General features: G+C 62.2%; 20 protein-coding genes. 16 read left to right on the plus strand and 4 right to left on the minus strand.

The features are described 5' to 3' along the window. Positions 1–28 precede the first annotated feature (28 nt). Both FHT98_RS08480 and FHT98_RS08485 read left to right on the plus strand, forming a co-directional pair. Entirely contained in the window at positions 29–1,756 is a 1,728-nt protein-coding gene (locus FHT98_RS08480; RefSeq protein WP_142113711.1) for an FAD-dependent oxidoreductase, read from the plus strand. Beyond that, positions 1,753–2,487: an SDR family NAD(P)-dependent oxidoreductase gene (locus tag FHT98_RS08485; RefSeq protein WP_248309173.1), complete on the plus strand. Its 735-nt coding sequence runs from the start codon at positions 1,753–1,755 to the stop codon at positions 2,485–2,487. The genes FHT98_RS08480 and FHT98_RS08485 overlap by 4 nt, the downstream gene beginning before the upstream one ends. A gap of 61 nt (positions 2,488–2,548) precedes the next feature. Here FHT98_RS08485 and FHT98_RS08490 read toward each other — a convergent pair whose 3' ends face one another. Next, positions 2,549–3,313, minus strand: a complete 765-nt coding sequence (locus FHT98_RS08490) for a DUF4286 family protein (protein WP_142113714.1) — start codon at positions 3,311–3,313, stop codon at positions 2,549–2,551. A 132-nt stretch (positions 3,314–3,445) separates the two neighbouring features. Between FHT98_RS08490 and FHT98_RS08495 the strand changes: the two genes are divergently transcribed. The 6 genes from FHT98_RS08495 to FHT98_RS08520 all read left to right on the plus strand — a co-directional run bounded on the left by FHT98_RS08495 (position 3,446) and on the right by FHT98_RS08520 (position 10,342). After that, positions 3,446–4,711 carry a Gfo/Idh/MocA family protein gene (locus FHT98_RS08495; protein WP_142113716.1) on the plus strand — a complete coding sequence of 422 codons (1,266 nt, stop codon included), beginning with the start codon at positions 3,446–3,448 and terminating at the stop codon, positions 4,709–4,711. 125 nt (positions 4,712–4,836) lie between these two features. Further along, on the plus strand, positions 4,837–6,450 hold the full coding sequence (locus FHT98_RS08500; RefSeq protein ID WP_248309174.1) for an ABC transporter permease: 1,614 nt from the start codon (positions 4,837–4,839) through the stop codon (positions 6,448–6,450). Between the two features lie 16 nt (positions 6,451–6,466). After that, positions 6,467–7,537: an ABC transporter ATP-binding protein gene (locus FHT98_RS08505; protein WP_142113720.1), complete on the plus strand. Its 1,071-nt coding sequence runs from the start codon at positions 6,467–6,469 to the stop codon at positions 7,535–7,537. 31 nt (positions 7,538–7,568) lie between these two features. After that, positions 7,569–8,285, plus strand: coding sequence for a hypothetical protein (locus tag FHT98_RS08510; protein ID WP_142113722.1), 717 nt, complete (start codon positions 7,569–7,571; stop codon positions 8,283–8,285). 227 nt (positions 8,286–8,512) lie between these two features. Then, complete coding sequence (locus FHT98_RS08515) at positions 8,513–9,403, plus strand: ABC transporter substrate-binding protein (RefSeq protein ID WP_248309322.1); 891 nt, start codon at positions 8,513–8,515, stop codon at positions 9,401–9,403. Positions 9,404–9,478: 75 nt separating this feature from the next. Beyond that, positions 9,479–10,342 (plus strand): sugar phosphate isomerase/epimerase family protein, encoded by an 864-nt coding sequence (locus FHT98_RS08520; protein ID WP_142113726.1) that lies wholly within the window; start codon positions 9,479–9,481, stop codon positions 10,340–10,342. 61 nt (positions 10,343–10,403) lie between these two features. Here FHT98_RS08520 and FHT98_RS08525 read toward each other — a convergent pair whose 3' ends face one another. Continuing rightward, positions 10,404–11,204 (minus strand): sugar phosphate isomerase/epimerase family protein, encoded by an 801-nt coding sequence (locus FHT98_RS08525; protein WP_142113728.1) that lies wholly within the window; start codon positions 11,202–11,204, stop codon positions 10,404–10,406. Positions 11,205–11,317: 113 nt separating this feature from the next. On the opposite strand from FHT98_RS08525, the gene FHT98_RS08530 reads away from it, so the two are divergent. Further along, positions 11,318–12,118, plus strand: a complete 801-nt coding sequence (locus FHT98_RS08530; protein ID WP_142113730.1) for a shikimate dehydrogenase family protein — start codon at positions 11,318–11,320, stop codon at positions 12,116–12,118. A gap of 26 nt (positions 12,119–12,144) precedes the next feature. Here FHT98_RS08530 and FHT98_RS08535 read toward each other — a convergent pair whose 3' ends face one another. Beyond that, complete coding sequence (locus FHT98_RS08535) at positions 12,145–12,915, minus strand: IclR family transcriptional regulator (RefSeq protein WP_091856702.1); 771 nt, start codon at positions 12,913–12,915, stop codon at positions 12,145–12,147. A gap of 178 nt (positions 12,916–13,093) precedes the next feature. On the opposite strand from FHT98_RS08535, the gene FHT98_RS08540 reads away from it, so the two are divergent. The 6 genes from FHT98_RS08540 (at position 13,094) to FHT98_RS08565 (ending at position 18,254) form a co-directional block, all read left to right on the plus strand. Next, a complete protein-coding gene (locus FHT98_RS08540) occupies positions 13,094–13,717 on the plus strand; it encodes a nuclear transport factor 2 family protein (RefSeq protein WP_091856701.1) in 624 nt (207 codons plus the stop codon). A 16-nt stretch (positions 13,718–13,733) separates the two neighbouring features. Further along, positions 13,734–14,801 (plus strand): maleylacetate reductase, encoded by a 1,068-nt coding sequence (locus FHT98_RS08545; protein WP_142113732.1) that lies wholly within the window; start codon positions 13,734–13,736, stop codon positions 14,799–14,801. Between the two features lie 82 nt (positions 14,802–14,883). Next, positions 14,884–15,762: an intradiol ring-cleavage dioxygenase gene (locus FHT98_RS08550; protein ID WP_142113734.1), complete on the plus strand. Its 879-nt coding sequence runs from the start codon at positions 14,884–14,886 to the stop codon at positions 15,760–15,762. Positions 15,763–15,788: 26 nt separating this feature from the next. Continuing rightward, positions 15,789–16,478 (plus strand): hypothetical protein, encoded by a 690-nt coding sequence (locus FHT98_RS08555; RefSeq protein ID WP_142113736.1) that lies wholly within the window; start codon positions 15,789–15,791, stop codon positions 16,476–16,478. Between the two features lie 46 nt (positions 16,479–16,524). Continuing rightward, entirely contained in the window at positions 16,525–17,553 is a 1,029-nt protein-coding gene (locus FHT98_RS08560) for a Gfo/Idh/MocA family protein (protein ID WP_210244345.1), read from the plus strand. A gap of 2 nt (positions 17,554–17,555) precedes the next feature. Further along, positions 17,556–18,254, plus strand: a complete 699-nt coding sequence (locus tag FHT98_RS08565) for a hypothetical protein (RefSeq protein WP_142113738.1) — start codon at positions 17,556–17,558, stop codon at positions 18,252–18,254. Here the strand turns inward: FHT98_RS08565 and FHT98_RS08570 are convergent. After that, entirely contained in the window at positions 18,194–19,162 is a 969-nt protein-coding gene (locus FHT98_RS08570) for a LysR family transcriptional regulator (protein WP_061970346.1), read from the minus strand. The genes FHT98_RS08565 and FHT98_RS08570 overlap by 61 nt on opposite strands. 161 nt (positions 19,163–19,323) lie before the next feature. Here FHT98_RS08570 and FHT98_RS08575 point away from each other — a divergent pair, with 161 nt between their 5' ends. Then, positions 19,324–20,751, plus strand: coding sequence for an FAD-dependent oxidoreductase (locus FHT98_RS08575; protein WP_091856698.1), 1,428 nt, complete (start codon positions 19,324–19,326; stop codon positions 20,749–20,751). Positions 20,752–20,860 lie beyond the last annotated feature (109 nt).

Raw genomic sequence — 20,860 nt, forward strand, 5'->3', positions numbered from 1 at the left:
CCATCATCAGGTTCGAGATCAGGTGGATATGAGCGTTCTTTCCGAGGAGGCTTGCGACCTTTTGGTCATCGGCTCCGGGGCCGGTGGCCTTTCGGCTGCCGTCGCCGCAGCCTGGCACGGGCTCGAGGTTATCGTGGTCGAGAAAGAGCCGGTCTTCGGTGGCACCACTGCCTGGTCCGGCGGCTGGATGTGGGTGCCGCGCAACCCACTCGCCCAAGAGGCCGGAATCGCGGAGGATCAGCAAACCATTCGGACCTATCTGCGCCACGAGCTTGGCAACCACTACGAGGAGGCCCGCATCAGCGCCTTCCTCGCTGCGGCGCCCGAGATGGTCGCCTTTTTCCGCCAACACACCGCCGTCCAGTTCATCGATGGCAACAAGATCCCGGACATGCACGGCAACACTCCGGGTGCTGCACAGGGCGGGCGCTCAGTCTGCGCCGCTCCTTACGATGGACGGGAGCTCGGGCCGCTGGCCGGAAAATTGCGGCCACCGCTTCCGGAGATCTCGCTGCTTGGTATGGGCATCGCCTCAGGTGCCGATTTCGCGCACTTCCTCAATGCAGCTCGCTCGTGGAAGTCTTTCGCTCACGTCACTCGGCGCATCGGCCGGCATGCTCTGGATCTTGCGCTTCAGGGCCGGGGGGCACAGCTCGTCAACGGCAACGCGCTGGCAGCGCGGCTCCTCAAGTCGGCCGATGATCTCGGCGTGGACCTGCGGGCGCAGGCGCCGGCCCGTCGCTTGCTGAGCCGGGACGGCGTCGTGACAGGCGCTGCCGTCGAACAGGATGGCCAGGAAATCCGCATTAGGGCACGGGTGGGGGTTGTTTTGGCCTGTGGAGGCTTCCCGCATGACTATGAGCGATTGAAACAGCTCGTGCCTCACAATCCCGAAGGTCGCGCACATTGGTCGGCAGCGCCGTCCACCAATACGGGCGACGGCTTACGGCTCGGCGAAAGCGTTGGCGCGCTGGTTGATGCTCGGCTCGCCGCGCCTTGCGCCTGGGCACCGGTTTCGCTCGTGCCGCGTAAGGACGGCTCATTCGGTCATTTTCCCCACTTGGCGGAGCGGGCGAAGCCGGGTCTGATCGCCGTCACGGCCGATGGCCGTCGGTTCGTCAATGAGGCAGACAGCTATTACGACTATGTCGATGCGCTGTTGAAGGCCATTCCGGCGGGTGCGGAGCCGATCTCTTGGCTCATTTGCGACCACCGCTTTCAGCGCCGCTACGGCCTTGGCTTCGCAAAGCCTGCGCCGCTGCCGCTCGCTCCCTACATCGCCAGCGGCTACCTCAAGCGCGGGAAGACGCTTTCCGAACTCGCACATAACTGCGGCATCGACCGGGACGGGCTGGCTGAAACGGTGGCGCGCTACAACAAGACGGCCGCGCACGGCCGCGATCCGCAGTTTCACCGCGGCGAGACTCCGTATAATCGGATGGGTGGTGACGCGACCGTCAAACCCAATCCTTCCGTGGCGCCGATCGAGCGGGGTCCTTTCTACGCCGTCAGGATCGTGCCGGGCAGTCTCGGGACATTCGCCGGATTGAAGACTGACGCGCGAGCGAATGTCCTCGACGCAGAAGGCCGCACGATTCCCGGGCTATTCGCCGTCGGTGCCGATATGGCGAGCATAATGGGGGGTACTTATCCCGCCGGCGGCATCAATCTTGGGCCAGCCATGACGTTCGGTTATGTCGTCGGGCGCGATGCCGCGCGAAAATTCAAGAGCGAAAAAGCGAGGGCTCGATCGTGAGGTTCGAAGGGCAGACGGCGATCGTCACCGGTGCGGCGCGCGGAATCGGGCTCGGAATCGCCAAGCGGCTGGCAGCCGAGGGAGCGCGCGTAGCACTCTGGGACCTGGACTGGAGTGGCTTCGACCGACATACGGCGGGCTTCGAGCCAGCCGATCTTCGGGAGGCCGACGTTTCGGATCTTTCCTCGATCGAGGCAGCGTTCGCAGCGTCGTTAGAGAAACTCGGCCAAGTCGATATTCTCGTCAACAACGCCGGCATCAATGGGCCGATCGAGAAGAGTTGGAACTACCCCGTCGACGCCTGGCACAAGGTGCTGGCAGTGGATCTGAACTCGGTCTTCTTCTGCTGCAGGGCGGCAGTTCCGCATATGATCGAGCGACGCTATGGCCGCATCGTCAACATCGCCTCGATCGCCGGCAAAGAAGGGGGAGCGGGGCTGAGCGCCTACTCCGCGGCAAAGGCCGGGGTCATCGGCTTCACCAAGTCGCTGGCCCGCGAACTGGTCGAAAGCGGTGTGCTTGCGAATTGCATCGCTCCGGTCATCGCCGAGACGGACCTTCTGAAGCAGCAGACTCCCGAGTTCACCGCGGCGGCCAGAGCGAAGATTCCGATGAATCGCTTTCTCACGGTCGAGGAGATCGCTGCGACAGCTGCATTCGCGGCCAGCCGCGAATGCAGCTTTACGACGGGCTTCACTTTCGATGTGTCCGGTGGCCGCGCTACATATTGACTGGCGACGCAAACGCCAATGCGAAACCGATCCGCGCCTGAAGGCCAGGTGACGGCGAACGTTAGTAGGTTAGCCGGCCTTGGTGACAAAACCATTCGCTGTCGAATGGCCTGCCATTAGATGCGGGCCATTGCGCAAATTGACCAGCGCTGCGTAACGAAAAGGATAGGCTGTAGATCGACGCCTCATGGCAAAGTTTTTGTGCCAGTGGCACGGCCGCAAGGCTATGCACTGTGCTGCGCATGGCTGGGACTGACAGCCCTTCCACGAGCAGGACAAGGTCGTAGCCGCCAGCGTCCTCGTTACGGCGAAGACGCTTTTCCTCGCTTTCGATATTCGTCAGTACTTGATCAATCTCGCCAAGCCGCGCCCGCGCAATCGCCTGCTGTTCCAGTAAGTCAGAACAGATTTTATGGAGCTGGGTCCTCAGTGTTTCGTCGCCGTTGCTTGCAATGCGGATGCACGCACTAACGCCTGACAGGCCAGTTCCCATTTCCCATCGCTTCTCGCACAGGGCACGGTGAATGCGCGAGTAGCGCGGCATCAAGCGACGTGTCCATTCGGTTGGCGAGTCGAGGCGGGCCTGGTAGTCCGGCGACCGGAAAGCTTCGCGATCCTTGACGTCCAGGAAGCAACAGAAGCGCTGTCCGGGCCCCTCGATCAGTTCGTGACGCTCCGCCGAGACGAAGCCCGGCAAAGCAAGGCGTTCCGGCAGATGCTCGAAGCTATGCCAACGCAGATATTCCTCGACATAGCTGTCCTCGACATCGTGCCAGATGCCAAGCAGGGCCGTGGTCGCGGAAGCTGAAGGCATGGCGGAGCGCATTCTCGGTCTCGTGCGACCCAGGTCGCGATAAAACACAAAACCGGAATACCATACCAGTTTTCATATTGAAATCGGTTCAAGGATGTGTTCACGTTTCTCCCGTCGGCCAAGGAGCCGCCCGGGAGGTTCGTGATGCAGCGAGTGAAGTATGCTGCGGTGGGCTGCAGCGGGATGGGGCGTCGCCATCTCCACGGCTATGCAAAGCTCCGGGACAGCGGTCACGGCAATATCGAGCTTGCTGCTGTTTGCGATCTCGACGCCAGCCTTGCAAATGCCCTGGCCGACGAAGCCGGCTCGCTGACGGGCTCTCGCCCGCCTGCCTTCACCAGCGTGGCGGAGATGGTCGCCTCGGTGCCCGGGCTGGAGGCAGCCGACATTACAACCGACGCGGGCTCTCATCTGTCGGTTTCACGTGCCTGCTTGGGAGCTGGCTTGCATGTCCTCTGCGAGAAACCGCTTGGCCTGACCGTCGCCGAGTGTCGCGAAATCATTGAGGCTGGCCGGACGGCAGGTCGGATTGTGTCGGTCGCGGAAAACTTCCGCCGGGACCCGATGAACCGGCTGGTCAAAGCTCTGATCGATGACGGTGCAATCGGCGCCCCTCGCCTGATGCGAGAGGAGTCAATCGGCGGTACCGACCTCATCGTGACGGCGCCATGGCGCCACTTCAAGCATACCGGGACGGTCATCGTCGATTCCGGCGTGCACAACGCCGACATCATTCGGTTCTACCTCGGCGAGATTGTCAGCGTTTACGGCGAAAGCAGGCTGCATGAGCCTCTGCGGCGGCCACAGCCGCAGGTGGATGCCGCAGCAGCCCAGCGGGACAGCTGGTGGGGCGCCCGTTCACAGCTTCCGGCCATTACGAAGGCGACCGGCGAGGACGCCATCTATGCGCAGATCCGCTTCGCATCCGGCGCCATTTGCCAGTGGGTGCTGGACCGCGCCGGCCATGGTCTGCCGCGCGACGAACGCGTGATCTACGGAGCCAAAGGCTCGATTGCCGCCCCAGGTGACCGCAATGGCAGACCGGTAGCGCTGCACCTCGACGGCGGCCTGTCCATCACGGACGAGCGCATCCTCGATTTTGCTCCGAGCTACCGATTGAATCCCGTTGCCGCGACGCTGTTCGGCGATGCGCGGCCCTGGCGCTACGACTTCGGATTCAACGACGTCGACCAAAAGCTGCTGGCACTTCAACTTCACGAGCTCGCCGATTGCATCCGGCAGGGCACGGCGCCCGAGGTCACGGGTGCCGAAGCAATGGCGGATGTCGCCTTGGCCTATGCGCCAGTGGAGTCCGGCAGGCTGGGCCGGGCCGTGACGATGGACGAAATTTTGAACGGCAGCGCATCGCCTTACCAGGATGAAATCGCGGCACTCAGGCGCTCGGCCTGACTGAACCCCGTACAGGAAACGAAGCCATCTCTCAGAGCGCATTCCCTGTCGCGGCCGAGCCGCCTCATCGCTCCTGGTCACCTCGGCTGGCGCAGAGGCTTGGCTGGCTTGCGCTTCTACTGGCGGTGCTGGCCGTCCTGGTCGTGCTGCCCTTGCTCGCGCTCATCTTGCGAGGTTTCGTCGCGGTAGAGGGCGGACGATCATCCGCCAGCCTGGGGTCCTTTCAGAAGGTGCTGGGCGATGCGAGCTATTGGGTCGCGATGGGCAATACGCTCGTCGTCTCGATCGGTTCGATGCTGCTCGCGGCCGTCATCGGCACGCTTCTGGCCTGGTGCCTGGTGCGAACGGATGTGCCGGGCCGTCAATTCCTCGAAAAGGCGGCGGCGATGCCGATTTTCATCCCGCCTTTCATCGGCGCCTTCGCCTGGATCCTCATCGGCGCACCGCGCATCGGTCTCCTGAATCTGTCCTTCCGCTGGCTCGACCTCGGGCAACCATTCAACGTCTATTCCTATCTCGGAATCATCTGGGTGATGGGCATCTACATCGCCCCTTACGTGATGATGATCGTCGCCGGCGCGCTCCGGAATATGGATCCGACCCTTGAGGAGGCGGGCCAGGTTGCCGGCTTGAGCCGCCTGCGCACCATGCTGGTGATAACCTTGCCCGTCGTCGCGCCGGCGATCCTGTCGGGCGCGGTCCTCGCCTTCGTCGTGGGCATCGGACTCTTCGGGACGCCGGTCCTGCTCGGCATGGCCCGCGAGATCTATCTCGTCACCTCGCGCATCTATCTCGAACTGCAACAATATCCGCCGGACGCCGGTATCGTTGCTGTTCTGGCGATCTACCTGATGCTGCTCTCCGTCTGTGCCAACGCGATTCAGCGCCGCATGCTGCGCGGCCGGTCCTACGTCACGCTCAGCGGCAAGGGGTTCAAGTCTCGGCTCGTGATGCTCGGCAGGTTGCGCATCGCGGTCGCGGCGGTGATCTGGCTCTATCTCGTTCTGACGGTGCTGGCACCTGTGGCGCTGATCACGGCCGCGGCCTTCTCGACCTACGCATGGTCCGGGATCTTCACCTGGAAGCATATGCAGTTTCTGGTCGAGACCGTCGACGTTCGCACCACTCTCGCCAACTCGCTGATCATCACTGTGGTCGCGGCGACGGCAACGACGGTCCTCGGAATCCTGATCGCGTGGGTGACGACCCGCTCGCGCATGCTGGGCAAGCAGCTGATCGAAGACGTGGTCCTGCTGCCGATGTCGGTTCCCAGTCTCGCATTCGCGCTCGGGGTCTTCTTCTTCTGGCTCTGGATACCGGGGGGACTCTACGGAACCATCTGGATCATCATCGTGGCGCTGATCGGGCGCTATGCCAGCTACTCGGTACGTTCGATTTCGAGCAGCCTGATCCAGGTCCACCCCGAACTGGAGGAGAGCGCGCGCATCTGCGGCCTGAGCTGGGCGGGCACGCTGCGCAGGATCACGCTGCCGCTCGTCCTGCCGAGCATCGTGGCCAGTTGGGTGATGGTCTACAGCATCTTCGTTTCCGAGCTTTCGATCGTTCTGCCGCTCTACACGGCGGAAACACGCACACTCTCGATTCTCTCCTTCGACACCTGGTCGATCGGGCAATTTTCGCAGGTCGCGGCGCTTTCGCTGCTGCAGCTCGTGATGGGAGTGGGGGTAATGGCGGCCGTGGGCCTGATCAACCGCCGCAAAGCCATGGTGGTGCCATGAGATCGGATCCCTTCGCATGAGCGTCGTCGTCTCAAGCCTGTCAAAGCATTTCGGCTCCGTGCGAGCGATCGACGATCTGTCTATCGAGTTCCGCGAAGGCGCGATCTCGGTGCTCCTCGGAGCCAGCGGCTGCGGCAAGACGACCACCCTGCGCTGTATCGCCGGGCTTGAGCAGCCGACCTCGGGACAGATCTCGATAGGCGGCCAGACCGTCTTCGCCTCCGCCCGCGGTATCGACCTGCCACCGGAGCGGCGCGATCTGGGCATGGTTTTTCAGTCCTATGCGATCTGGCCGCATATGACGGTCCTGGAGAACGTCGCATTGCCGCTGCGGGCGAAGAAGCGTCCGGCCGCCGAGGTGGCGGAGCGAGCCCGCGCCACATTGACCTCGGTCGGACTGGGTCAGCAGATCGACCGCGGCGCGACGCAGCTCTCCGGCGGACAGCAGCAGCGCGTTTCCATCGCGCGCTGCCTCGTGGCCGACCCGCGGTTGATCCTGATGGATGAGCCGCTCTCGAACCTCGACGCCAAGCTGCGCGTCGAGATGCGGCATGAGATCAGGCAGCTGCAAAGAAGGCTCGGCGCGACGATCCTCTTCGTGACCCACGATCAGGAAGAGGCCATGTCGCTCGCCGACGAGATCATTCTGTTCGACAAGGGCAAGATCGTACAGCGCGGCGCTCCGGAGGAACTCTATTTCCGGCCACAAGTCCGATATGTCGCCGACTTCCTGGGCAAGGCCAATCTGCTTCCCGTCACCGCCCGCCCGACCGCGGGCGGGCTCGAGGTCGTCGCCGACGGCGGACACGTCCTTGCGAGCGGCCAAGTGTCTGGAATCGATGGCGGAGGGCGCGCTCTGGCGATGGTCCGGCCGGAGGCATGGCGCATCGGCCCGGTTGATGCGGAAGGACTAACGGGGCGTGTGGAGGAAACAACCTTCATCGGCGACCGGCGAGAACTGCTCGTCCAAACACCAATCGGCCGGCTCACTGTGATGACCCTGGGCATGCGCAGCTTCGGCACCGGCGAAGGGTTGAGCCTCACCGTCGAGCCCGAATACCTGCACCTGATCGCGGAGGCTGCATGATCTCCGTGCTTCCGTTCGAGGATACGAGGCCATGCTGAAGGCGGGAAACGGCTTCTTCGCCATGTGGGCTGGCATCGCTCCCGACGTGGCAGCGGCTTTCGAGCTGATGCATGCGCGTGACCACCTTGCGGAGCATCTCGCCTATCTCGGTGAAGGCGGCATTCTCTGGGCGAGACGCTATGGCGAGGGACAAGGCATCCTGCCGCCGAACTTCGCATTCTACGGCATGCGGGATCTGGATCGCCTCACCGGCCCGGGGTCGGCCGAGCGCAAGGTCTTCGAGACAGAGTTTTTCAAGGCCATCCGCCCGCATTATCGCGACCGCATCGCCCATCATTGCCGCGTTCTTGGCAGCGCGGGAGCCGGAACCGGCAGTGCCGTAGCGACCTTCCTGCTCGATTTGCGTGCCGAAGACGGCGCGCCCGCACAAATCGCCGATCGATTGACATGCCTTCCTTCGGTCACGGCTGCCCATATCGGCGCGGTCGATTGGGGGGTGCCGATCCGCGCGGGCGGGGTGCCACCCCCCTGCCCGCCCGGTGACGAGCGGCTCGGCATTGCTGTTGTCGAAGGGTTCTCGCGCTGGCGGATGGCGGGCGAGTTCGCGTCGATAACCGAAATCCTCGGCCAAGCCGGGACGATCCGCTCGGCGGGGCACTACGGCTTTAGCTACGCACTCGATTACGCCGAGGTGCCCGGTTTGCGCCATCACCGCCGCGACCATGAGGTCGATCCGCAGCAACCCTGACGCCGCAACGGCCACGAACCAATCGGCCATCAGAAACCAAAGGGAGGAATGAGATGAGCTACAAGATCGATCGCCGGACCTTGCTTCGCACGGCAGCGATGTCATCTGCGGCGTTGGCTCTCGCAGGCCGAGGCGCGGTGGCACAGACCTCCGATGCTGCCCTCGTCGAAGCCGCGGAAAAGGAAGGGCAGCTGGTCATCTATGGCGATCTCTTCACCGTGCAGATCATGGTGAAGAGCTTCAACGCCGCATATCCGAAGATCAAGGTCACCACGGCGACGGGCGACGCCTGGCAGATCCTCAACCGTTTTATCTCGGAAAACCAGGCCGGGCGGCCGGTCATGGATGTGTTCTGGCAGGCCGAAGACACGATCATCACCGCGGACGGCGCCGGCATGCTTGGCCCGATCAATTTCGGCGATAAGGCCAGCCTGCTCAGCTCAGCGATCCCCGCTGCCGGCAATTATTTCCGCGGCAACGGGCAGCTTTGCCTCTTCGCCTGGCACAAAGACCAGATCGGCAAGAATCCGACGCCCAGAGATTGGACGGATTATATCGAGCCACCCGCTGCATGGGACGGTCTCGTTGCAACCACGAACCCGGCCTCGTCTTCGGCGACCTTCGCTGTCATCGCTGCGCTCTACCAGCACTACGGCCAGGACAAGGGCGGGGCTATCCTCAAGGGGCTGCGCAAGATCAACACTGAGCTCGTCGCATCGATGGGTGTGCTGACCACGAAGCTGCAGACCGGGGAGCGCCCGATCGACTTTTTCACAAATTCGAACGCCACTGCAGGATTGCTCGGTCAGGGCGTTCCGGTCGCGGTGAAGATTCCTGAGTCTGGTGCGGTCGCGCAGTTCAATGCGGTCGCGGTCAGCAAGATGGCTCCGCATCCCAACGCGGCGAAGTTGTTCGTCGAGCATGCGCTCGGCAAGCAGGCCCAGACCGACCTGCTCCAGGCGAAGGCCTACTCGGTTCGCAAGGATCTCGCATCACCGGATGGGCTACCGTCGCTGGAGGAGGCGAAGCAGCTCAAGCTCGACCTCGTCCAGGCGCTCAAGGACCGCGATGCGATCCTCAAATGGTGGTCCGCAAGCACGGGCTTCAACATTCGCTGACGCATCGCCCCCGCTGCGCGGCTGGACAGCCGACGCGGCGGGGATCGCCTTCTCTGTTCAACTCGGACGACACCCATGGCTCACGCACTGAACCTGCATGATTTCTCCATCGCCAACCTCACGGTGGGAGGTGGCGATCCGGTCGCACTCATTGAGGCAGCAGGCGAAAGCGGGTTCGGCGCGGCCGGACTCGTGCTGCGCACGGCGATGAACAAGCCGTTGAGCCATGAAATCATCGAGCGGCCCGAGACGATCCGGGCCGTCAAGGCCGCCTCGAAAGCGACCGGCGTTAAGGTGTTTGATGTCGAGGCCTTCGTGTTACGGCCCGGCGTCAATGCGACGAGCTTCATCCCGGCGCTCGAAACAGGCGCCGAGCTCGGAGCCACGCATATCTCGTCGATCGGAACGGAGGTCGTTGGCGACGACACTTTTCTGTCCGGGGCCGAGCGGATCGACTTGTTCTCGCAGCTTTGCGAACAGGCCAAGCGCTTCGGGCTGCATGTCGGGGTCGAGTTCATGCGCTATCGTGACATCCCCGACCTCGGCGCTGCGCTAGCACTGATCGACGCGGCCGGTGTCGGCAACGCCGGCATCATTTTCGACGTGCTGCATTTCCATCGCACCGGAGGAACTCCCGAGCAGATCGCCGCGGTCCCGGCATCGCGCATCGCCTATATTCAGCTGTGCGACGCTGGTCCGCAGGTGCCAAAGCTTGAAGATCTTCCCACCGAAGCGCGGGGGCGGCGCCTGCATCTGGGGGACGGCGTCATCCCATTGAACGCATTGCTGGATGTCCTGCCGAACGGGCCACAGATGGCGATCGAAACGCCGGTGGCGAGCGAGGCGGCCCTGACCTTGAAGGAAAAGGTGGCCAGCGCCGCCGAACACATCGTTCGCTTCGCCGCCCGGCGAGCGGCAGGCAATGCCGCAGCCGGTTGATGCAAGCGTTCGCCATGCCATAACGATGCTGGTCACTCAGCGCGCTTGCGATCTTTCGAGGTCAGGAACGTGTGACGCTTGCGAGTAACGCCCTGCACGCAGCACCGGCGCGCCGTGCCTTCTCAAGGTCGTTGTCACCATAGGCCCTACTCGGAGCTTCCAGCGCGACCGGTCTTCCTGGGGGCAAAGCGCTCAGGAAGGCCGAAAGCGAAAGGCCACCGTCACCGGGATAGAGCCTGGCTTCACGCGCCTCGGTGCGCAAGCCGTCTTCGCCCGGAGACGCTGCGGGTGCATCGCAGAGATGGCCATAGGCAACGAGCCCAGGGTCGATAGCGGCAAGATCGGAAGCGTCCCCTCCGGAGCGATTGAGATGCAGAGCGTCGACGAGAAGGCCAGCATTATCCTGCCCGGCATCTTTCAGGATCGAACTCGCATACAGCAGCGAATTCAGCGCCGTATAAGGAATGAACTCGAACCCGACGCCCATGCCGTACTCGCGCGCCATCGAGCAGCATTCAGCCAGCCGATCCGTCATCCTGTTCCTGTCCGGATCATTGCCGGCGACCAGCAGATTGCGAGCCCCTAACTCCGCTCCGGTTTCGAGCACCGGCCGCAAGAGCTGTGGTTGTGTCTGTGGCCATAGCCAGACGGCCTCGACATCCAGCAGCGTGAGCCCGCTCGTCTGCAAGGATGCTTTGACCTCACGGCGCAGGCCGGCATCCGTGACGATCGGGAAGAAGCGTCCCTCGGGGGCGGGGTCGATCAGACGAAGCCCCACTGCGTCGAAACCGCCTGCTTCGGCGAGCGAGATCAGCTCCAGCGGACCTGCATGCATGAATGTGAGATGTGCAAGGGACAGCATGGTGGCGCTCCCAGAATCGATGAGGGCGCCTGACTGCGTCGCCTCTATTGTTCTTACCTATAAATCAGTTCATAGATGCGATCAATTGCTGTGGCCCGGAACAGGAGATCGTCATGCTGGACATGCTCAGCGGCGAGACAAGGGTGTTCGTGATCATCGGTCATCCTATCGCCCAGGTGAAGGCACCTGGCGGCATGACGCGCGGTTTCGCCGAACGCGGCCGGAATGCCGTCGTAATCCCCATTCACGTTCTTCCGGAGGACGTCGACCGTTTCATCGATGCGTTGGGGCCCATTCGTAACGTCGATGGCATCATCGCAACCGTCCCGCATAAATTCGCTGCCCGGCGGCATTGCAGAGTCGTTTCAGAGCGCGCGGATTTCCTTGAATCGACGAATATCGTCAGACGACATCCAGACGGAGGCTGGTATGGAGACATGAGCGACGGGCTTGGTTTTGTCCGCGCCATGATGCAGACGGGCTGCCAGCCGGAAGGGAAGCGTGCGCTGCTTATCGGCGCCGGCGGAGCAGGCAGCGCCATCGCCTTGCAAATGCTTGATTCAGGCGTCGCTGAGCTGGCTATTCACGATAGCGACATGGCTCGGCGCGATGGACTGATCGCCAAGCTGCTCAAGGTCCATCCCGGGAAGGTTCGCGCGGGCTCGATGGATCCATCAGGGTTCGACATCGTCGCCAACGCGACGCCGATGGGAATGAAGGCGGGCGATCCGCTGCCAGTCGAGGTCGACAAGCTGAAATCCGGTGTTTTCGTCGGCGACGTGATCACAGCGCCGGAGGTATCTCCCTTGCTGGAAATCGCGCGAAGCATGGGTTGTCGCACGCAGACTGGTGTCGGAATGTTCCTGGCGCAGCGAGAATTGATGCTCGACTTTCTCGAAGGCAAGGCGATCTGAACAATTCACTGCGGGAGGGGTAAGGCTCAATCCACTCCGGCACGTTGTCTGATCAGCTTGACGGCCATTTCCAAGGCTGTGAGGCAGCGCTGCTTCAATTCCGCATCGTACCTCGCTACCGGGAGTGCGATGTTGATGGCCGCAAGCGGAAACCCTGAGCGGCTAAGGATCGGCAGGGCCATTCCCGCGATCCCCGGCGTGAATTCCTCGGTAACGAAGGCAACGCCGCCGCGTCTGATCTCCGCAATCTCGTTATCAAGCGCCGCCACGCTTCCGATGGTCCGAGGCGTAATCGCCTCAAAATGCACCCGAGAGAGATAATCCTGGCGCATCTCGTCGGGCAGGTAGGCAAGCAGAGCCTTTCCTCCCGATGTCGCATAGAGCGGCGCCATGTCGCCGACGCGCATTGAATAATGCAACCGATGGGTGCCGTTCGCCGTCGCCATGACTTCGGAATGGTCTCCTTTGAGAACATTCAAGGCGCAAGTCTCGCTCGTCGTTCTAGCGATTTCCGCGAGCACGTTTTCAGCGACCTCGACCAAGTCGCGTGTCTCTGCACTCCGTTGGCCCAAGGCAACCACGGCCGGCCCGAGGAAATACCCCTTTCCGATCGGGTCATACTCGAGATAACCGCGGTTAACCAAAGTTTTGAGCAGCTGCGTGAGGCTACTTTTAGGGATCCCGAGTTGAGCCGCAATTTGAGTGTGGGTCTGCGCGGCATTCCACCGGCGGAGATATTCGAAGAGGTCGAGGACCCGCATCGCGGACTTTACAGAGCCGAGCTCGGCAGGTGGCATAAACTAATCCCGTTTCTTCGGTCGCCTGCGACGACCCGTCTCTCTGGCCGACAACTTAGACATGCTCTTCGCCATCTTCACTATGCCCGGTGTCGAGGCATTCGAGAAGCGCTAGGTTGACACAACCTCATGAACAAGTTCTCATATAAAAACTAATTTCTCGTCGACGGAGTTCAGAATGAGCGACGACTGGAAGGAACGCCTGCTTATCCGTGAGTTGGTGGAGAACTGGGCTGTTTGGCGTGACGCCGGGGATTGGGAGCGATTCCGCACCGTTTGGCACGACGACGGACGGATGATGGCAACCTGGTTTCAGGGAACGGCTGACGAGTTCATAAAGGTCAGCCGCGAGGGCTTCGAGAAGGGTGTGAGCATCCTTCACTTCCTCGGCGGAATGGGAATCGACATCGCGGAAAACCGCGCGATCGCACAGACGAAAATGACGATCAACCAGCGCGCCAGCGTGGATGGAGTGATCTGCGATGTCGTTTGTACCGGACGATTCTACGATTTTTTGGAGAAGCGCCAGGGGCGATGGGGCGTGGTGCTGCGGCAGCCGATCTACGAGAAGGATCGGATCGACCCCGTGGATCCCTCTCAGGCTCCAGCGCTCGATAGGCAGCGGCTCGAAAGTTTCCCAATCGGCTATCGCCACCTCGCCTATCTGCAGTCCGGTCTGGGTTTCAAGGTCAAGCCGGACATGCCCGGCCTGACCGGGCCGCTCGTCGAAGATCTCTACCGGCGTGGGCGGGCCTGGCTCGAAGGCAAGCCGCTCGAAATGGCTCTGCGCCCGCCTGAATGAGAATGCGGGAGGCCCAATGCGCGAGTTCGTCTACAATGCGGCGCCGGCCAGAATCCTATTTGGGAGCGGCACGAGACAGCGTTTGCCGGATGAGGCGGAACGCCTAGGTCTGGAGCGGCTGCTCGTACTGTCAACGCCCGATCAGGAGGCCGTCGGGCGCAGTATCGCGGAGATTCTCGGGAGCCGGGCCACCGGTCTCTTTTCGGGTGCCGTTATGCACACGCCCGTCGCGGTCACCGAGGAAGCACTCGCTGTGGTCGCCGCCTCGAAGGCTGACGGCGTTGTCGCTGTCGGCGGCGGCTCGACCACAGGACTCGGGAAGGCGATCGCGCTGCGCACGGGATTGCCCCAGATCGTGTTGCCGACCACCTATGCGGGATCGGAAATGACGCCGATCCTTGGCGAGACGGAGGGCGGCCTGAAGCGAACACAGACCACCGCGAAAGTCCTGCCTGGAACGGTGATCTACGATGTTGATCTGACGCTGAGCCTGCCACCGTCGATATCGTCCGTTTCCGGCATTAATGCTATCGCCCATGCCTCAGAGGCGCTTTACGCGCGAGACGGCAATCCCGTCATCGAACTGATCGCTCAGGAGGGCATTCGAGCTCTCGCCGCAGCACTGCCCCGTATTGTCGATGAACCGCGAAACGGCCCGGCGCGGGCGGATGCACTTTATGGCGCCTGGCTTTGCGGCCTATGTCTGGGCGCCGTGGGAATGGCGCTGCACCACAAGCTGTGCCACACGCTAGGAGGCAGTTTCGATCTGCCTCATGCCGAAACCCATACCATCGTTCTACCTCATGCACTGTCCTACAACGCGCAGGCAGCGCCGCGTGCTATGGCGTGCATCGCCTCCGCCCTCGGTTCGAAGGATGCTCTGTCGGGGCTGTCCGCGTTGTTGGAGCGCTTGAAATTGAAGCGATCCCTGGCGGAGATTGGAATGCCGGAGACCGGCATATCGCGCGCCGCGGATCTTGCTACCGCCAATCCATACTGGAACCCGCGCCCCGTAGAGCGCGATGCGGTTTATGAGCTGATCCGCCGCGCCTACGCTGGGGAAGCGCCTCGAGCTGATTTTTAGAGAAGACTGATCCGCGCCGCTTGGTAGGTCGTCCCGCTGCATTGGATGGGCCGCCTCTGCCCGCATCGCAAGGGAGGAGATCGTGCGAAACTTCGACGAGAATTCGATCACAAAGGCAGTGCTCGATCGTGTGGCCAACGCCTCGGACGGCCGCACGCAACAGATCAGCCAGGCACTGGTGCGACATCTCCATGCCTTCGTGAAAGAGGTCGAGCCCAGCATGGGTGAGTGGGAGGCGGCAATCGGCTTTCTCACCCGAACCGGGCACATGTGCGACGACAAGCGTCAGGAGTTCATCCTGCTGTCAGATACGCTCGGCGTTTCGATGCTGGTGGACGCCATTAATCACCGTGGCACCGCTGGTGCGACCGATACGACAGTGCTGGGGCCATTCTATGTGCAAGATCCAGCGGTGTTTCCCCTGGGGTCGGACATTTCGGACGGAATGAAGGGCCAGCCTTTGTTCGTTTCCGGAACGGTCTCGTCTACTGACGGCGCACCGCTAGCCGGCGCGGCAGTCGATGTCTGGCACTCCGATGAGGATGGCTATTACGACGTGCAGCAGATGGAAGAATTGGGCGGGCTTTCGATGCGCGCGCGCCTGTTCACCGATGAGCAAGGCAGGTTTCACTTCTGGACCATCAAACCAGCCGCCTATCCGATCCCGCATGATGGCCCAGTCGGGCAGATGCTCGATGCGCAGGGCCGCCATCCCTATCGGCCGGCACATGTTCATTTCATGATTCACGCGGAAGGCCACGACACTCTTGTGACACATGTCTTCGTGGCGGGAGACGAGTATCTCGACTCTGACGTCGTATTCGGCGTCAAGGATTCACTGATCCAGGAATTCGTGCGGCATTTCCCGGGAGAGGCTCCAGACGGGCGCATTATGGGCCGCGAATTTCACAGCCTGCGCTACGATTTTCGTTTGAAGCGGCTCTCCGCTTCGGCGGCCTGAAGAAAGCGGCAGGGAGGCCGTCCGCAATGCCCATCAAAGGTAATGCCTTCGTCGCCATCTGGCACGATATCCGTGCAGAGTCCGAAGTTGAGTACAATCGCTGGCATACCCGCGAGCACATGCCCGAGCGCCTTAGCATTCCGGGCTTCATGCGTGGACGGCGCGGGGTGGACTGGAAGCGGGACAGGCATCGCTATTGGACGCTTTATGAGGGGCCGAATCTCGATGTTTTCGGATCACCTGCCTATCTCGAGCGGCTCAACAACCCGACGCCGTGGTCGCAGCAAATCCAGCCGGCCTTCTTTAATTTCATCCGCTGTGGTTGCGAGGTGCTTGTCTCTCTTGGAGAAGGTCTTGGGGGCGCGATGGCGACTTACCGGATCAGCTTCGATTCGATCGGCGAGGACGGCTTCCGCCGCGCGGCACGCCCTGTCGCCGAGCAGATCCTCGGTCTCGACGGGATCAGCAGCGTTCACATCGGCTTGGCGCGCCCGGAGAGCACTGGCGCGAAAACGAGGGAGACAGCGCTGAGAGGGACGACCCAGGACGGCTTGTTCGACGCAGCGATACTCGTTGACGGAATCGGCCGCTTGGAACTGGAGGCCGCGCTGCCGCAAATCTCCGCCGCCTTGGCTAGACACCAGCTCCGGCCCGCACCGGACGATGTCGCAGTCTATGATCTCGCGTTTGCTCTGGATTCCATGAACCAGGGCTAAAACCGGCGATGGCTGGGCCCCTCATCTCCCTGTGAGAGGCTCTCGAATGGATAGGCTCAACATGAGAAATCGGCCCCTTCAGATTGGAATACTGGGCGCGGCCAACATCGCGCGCAATTTCATCGCGGGGGTGGCTCCTTCGAAAATGCTTACCGTTGCGGCGGTCGCGAGCCGTGATCCCGCAAAGGCGGAGGCATTCGCCCGGGAGACGGGCGTCCCGCGCTTTCATGGCTCCTACGAAGCCCTGCTCGCAGATCGAGAAATCGATGCGGTCTATATCCCGCTTCCCAACAGCCTGCACGCCGAGTGGGCCATTCGAGCGGCCGAAAGCGGAAAACCGATACTGTGCGAGAAGCCTTTAGCGGTCACAGGCAAAGAAGGCCGCCGCATGTTTGCCGCGGCCAGGGCCAACAACGTTCCGCTCGTCGAGGCTTATCCCTATCTCGCTCAGGTCCAGACGGCAAAGTTGCGCCAGATGATCGCCGCCGGTGCAATCGGCAAGGTCAAATTGATCCGATCGTCCTTCGGCATAACCTCGGTCGATCCCGCCAATATCCGGCTTAGTCCTTCGCTGGGCGGCGGCGCCTTGCTCGATGCGGGCAGCTACGCCATGAGCCTGATACGCATCGTAGCCGGCGAGAGACCAGCACGGGTTCAAGCGACGGCAAGCTTTGCGGCAAACGGTGTCGACCTCACCACAATCGCAAATATTGCCTTCCCGAGCGGATTGCTCGCCCAGCTGTCTTGTTCCTTCGAGACGGGCTACCACCGCCATGCCTTGATTGGCGGGGACGGTGGCGTAATCGAGACAAACTTCCTGAACCACCCGCCAGCTAGCGGGCCGGCGATCCTGCAGGTTAAGCGCGGCATCGCTTTCGGTGCGGCCTTCGAACCGCTGGATGTGCCGGACGGCAATGGCTTCTTGCGCGAGGCGGAGTCCTTTGCCGCAAGCTTGAGCAATGGCCCAGTGCAATGGACGGGAGCAACCGAGGCGGAATCACTCGACATCCTGGACTCGCTCGACGCCATTCGCGCGAGCGCGCAAACCGGCGCGTGGGTAGAACTCTCGGAGTAGCAATGCTGAAGGGGCAAGGACTGCTCTCGCTGTGGAACGGCGTCGATCCACGCCGGCGGGACGAATACAACCTATGGCACACGCGCGAGCATGTTCCAGAACGGCTGGCCGTGCCCGGCATGATGCGCGCACGGCGCTATCACCGCGGCAATGGGCCACTTCCAGAATTCTTGACGCTCTACGAACTGGCAAGCAACGCGGTGCTCAGCAGCGCATCATATCGGGCTCTGCTGGAAAACCCCACGCCGTGGTCGCAAAGCATGCGGCCGTCCTTCCGCGGTTTCTTTCGCGTCGGCCATCTTGCAGTGTCAAGTCAGGGCGGAGGCATCGGAAGCGCCTTGATGGCAACAACCTTCGATGAGGCCTCGGTCCCTGCAGGTGCCTGGGAAGAGCTTGCCGGGCGCGCGCTTCGTGAGACTGCGGCGACAGCGATCCATGTCCTGAAGAAGGATCCGTTGGTCGCCCCGGTGCCATTTACGGTGCCATCCGCAGGCGGTGCGTCCTATGCCGACAGCGGCGCGATCATGATCGAATGCCATGATAGAAGCCGGCTCGATGAAATTGCCGGCATGATCGATCCTGCGCTCGACGCGGAGGGCCTTGCCCCGGCTCGCGCGGCGTGGACAGGTTATGATCTCGCCTATTCGCTCGACAGGGATGAGTTGACTGTGGTCGTTCCCGCATCCCGGCCGGAGGTCTGAGCAGGCGGATCGTTGCTGGCTCCTTTGGAGTGTCGGGAGATCGCGTGCAGCAGCATGCGCTGCAGATTCAGGGCTGGTCTTGGGAGGGAAACGCCGTCGCGCGCGATAATGCCAACAGTGCGTCGAATTTGCGGAGCCGTGATCGGCAAAATACGAATGCCGGGCACTGATGCGATCGCCAGGCGAGGCAGCACCGTGACGGCGATGCCGTTTGCAACGAAACAGACCGCCATGTTGACGCGCTGCACCTCATAGGCCCAATCCAACCGCTCTCCGAAAGTGCCGAGGCTTTCGCTAAGCATGAACCCGTGGCTTGTCGTTGTGGCGACGCGGGCCAGCGGATAGCCGACGAGATCAGCCCAGTTCAGTTCCGCGCGCTCCGCGAGCGGGTGCCCGATTGGCACAGCGGCGACGAAGTCCTCCTCGAACAGCGCGCGGGATTTCTGAGTCCAGAGCTGCGCGCCTAGGATGGTCAAGGCGAACTGTGCCTCGCCAGAGGAGACACGCTCGCGCAAAGCCGCCGCGGGCTCGTCAAAAACGGTGATCGAGACCTGCGGATAGCGCTGCCGGAATTCTCTCAGAACCCCGGGCAGGAAATGCTCGCCGAGCGAACCGAGACAACCAACCGAAACCTTTTGCTGCGCCTGTCGGCCCTGGCGTTTCAGGTTCTCGTATAGAGTGCTCAGTCGAAACAGCGTGTCTCGTGCCTCAGGGAAGAACTCTTGTCCCGCTCTCGTCAGAGAGAGAGAGCGTGTAGTGCGCTGAAACAGCGTGACGCCGACATCTTCCTCAAGCTTGCGAATGCGGTGGCTCAAGGCGGTTTGCGACAGCCGCATTGCCTCGGCTGCACGACGAAAGCTTCCGAATTCGGCGATCTGGATGAAGGCTTCGAGCCCGGAAACATCCATCGCATCAGCCTCGATTGAGCAATCCTGTTCATGAATAGGGCTTTTAAATTCATTTGAACAGCAAGGATCGGCGCGCCAATCTGCTCGTAAATCGATGCTCCCGGCTCTTCGTCGCATTCCAAGCGGTGCGCCGACTGGCCACGACTCCAGGGGAACACGTCATGGGATCGATGGACGGCGAGGGAGGGCGGCTGTTCTTCCGTTCCGAGACCTTCGAGACCGAAAAGTTCGAGCGCCGTAGGTCGTCGGGCAAGACGATCACCGAGCCAGCGCGGGAGCTTCCGGTCCATACCGAATGCGACGTTCTGGTGGTTGGCGGCGGCCCTGCCGGAACGGCGGCCGCCATCGCCGCCGCCCGGCGCGGCGCCGATGTCGTGCTACTAGAGCGCTACAACCATCTCGGTGGGCTATCGACAGGCGGATTGGTTATCTGGATCGATCGCATGAGCGATTGGCAAGGTCGCCATGTCATCCGAGGCATCGCCGAAGAGCTCCTGTCGCGCTTGGCCCGCGACAAGATTGCCGGTCCTGAGCCGCTTGAATGGGGATCACACGATCCCGAGCGCGTTGCCTATTGGGGGCTTCGCAATGCGGCGTTCAACAATACCGTCACCCATGCGCCTACCCTCGATCCGGAGTGGCTCAAGGCGGAATCGCTCGCAATGGTTCTGGAGGCCGGCGTTCACCCGATCTTCCACGCCTGGGGAGCCAGTCCGTTGATGGAAGGGCGACGGGTTGCGGGTTGCTCTTTCGAGAGCAAGGAGGGACGGCGCGCCATTCTCGCCCGGGTGACGATCGACGCGACCGGCGACGGCGACCTTTACGCGGGCGCGGGCTCTGATTTCGACACGGAGGTCGACAGCCGCGACATCCACGGCTGCATGAACACATCCTGGCTGTTCGGCGGCGCGGACATGAAGGCGTTCTTGCGCTTCCGGGCTGAGACGCCGGAGCAGTACTCACAGTTCATGGCGCGCGGGCGCGAGACGATGCGCTTCTTCGACAAACCTTCCGTATCGTGGCGGGACGACATCGCGGTGTTCATGGGGCCTCGACTCGCAGGTTACTCCGCACTGAAAGTCGAGGATCTGTCCGAGGTCGAGATCAGGAGCCACAAGCTCATGCTGGAGCATCTCGCCTTCTATCGCGCTCATGCTCCTGGTTTTTCAAACGCCTTCATCATGCTGTCGGCGCCCCAGCTCGGCGTCAGACATGGCCGACGCCTGAAGGGGCTTGGCAAACTCACCCGAGAGAATTGGGACGGCAGCATGGCGCCCGACGAGATCGGCGTTTCGCCGTCTCTCGCGCCGAAGTTCGAGAATATCTCCGTTCCTTATGGTTCGATCGTGCCACGCGAGATCGACGGGCTGTTGGCGCCTGGCCGTCATCTGTCCTGCGACGCCACGAGCCATTCCTTCATGCGCGAGATCCCGCAATGCTGGTTGACCGGCCATGCGGCAGGTGTTGCAGGAGCGATAGCCGCCGACCAGGGTGTTGCGCCGGCCGTGGTGCCGATCGCGGAGCTAAGGGCAGGCTTATTGGCGCAAGGGGCCTATCTCAATACGGTTCCCGAGTTGGTCGAAGGCTGACCCGCACGGGAAGCGACTTAGCCAAAGTTGACGAGAACGAGCAGGTCGAAGAAGCCTGCCAAGCAACATGAAAGGCGGCAGCAGGCCGCTCCGTAGGGAGGAATAGAAT

This window comes from Allobosea sp. AK1 (assembly GCF_006714945.1).
In the GTDB taxonomy this organism is placed as follows: domain Bacteria; phylum Pseudomonadota; class Alphaproteobacteria; order Rhizobiales; family Beijerinckiaceae; genus Allobosea; species Allobosea robiniae.